The organism is Desulfovibrio piger, from assembly GCF_012843875.1.
GTDB lineage: Bacteria > Desulfobacterota > Desulfovibrionia > Desulfovibrionales > Desulfovibrionaceae > Desulfovibrio.
On record NZ_JABAFY010000116.1, the window covers coordinates 1 to 857 of the forward strand.

Annotated in this window: 1 pseudogene; it reads left to right on the plus strand. The window is 49.8% G+C overall.

Annotated elements, in window-relative coordinates:
* The first annotated feature begins 55 nt into the window (after window positions 1-55).
* Window positions 56-846, plus strand: a pseudogene (locus HF854_RS12385) (IS5 family transposase).
* Window positions 847-857: the final 11 nt, after the last annotated feature.

Sequence of the window (857 nt, forward strand, 5' to 3'; positions counted from 1 at the left end):
TAGAAGTCATTTCATAATTCCAGAAAAAGTCATAAAAATCGTGTAATCGAATTTCATGAGTAAATACCAAAGATTAACAGATGACCAATGGGCAATTTTGGAACCTCTCCTTGCAAATGAGGCTTCTTCCGTGCGGGGAAGGCCTCCTGTCCATGATGACCGCTCTGTACTGAACGGCATCTTATGGGTATTGCGCACTGGTGCCGCCTGGGCTGACTTGCCGGAGAGATTCCCGTCTTCATCAACCTGCTATCGCCGATTCAGCAAGTGGGTCAAAACGGGCGTATTCCGAAAAATCCTTGAGGCTCTCGCCCGTGACCTTGAAGAGCGTGGGGCCATAAACCTCTCGGAATGCTTCATTGACGGCACGTTCGTGGTGGCAAAAAAAGGGGCGCAAAAGTGGGAAAGACCAAGCGGGGGAAAGGTACGAAGCTCATGGTTATTGCAGACGCTTCTGGTCTTCCACTCGCCCTGCACACGGATTCTGCTGGTCCTCATGAAGTCACCCTTGTCCAAGCTACCCTCGATGAAATTGTCACAGTGGGACAGCCCAGAAGAATTATTGGGGATCGTGCCTATGACAGTGATCCGCTCGATAACGCCCTTGCTGCCCAAGGGATTGAGATGATCGCACCACATCGGCGCAATCGAAAGCGTAAAGCAACGCAGGATGGTCGCCCCTTGCGGCGTTATCGTCGCCGTTGGAAAATCGAACGACTTTTTGCTTGGCTCAATACGTTCAAGCGGACAATGGCACGCTGGGACAGGTTCCACCAACACTTTACCGCCTTTGTTCATTTGGCATTTTCCATGATTTTACTCAGAAGAGTCATCAAGGAATTATGAAATGACTTCTA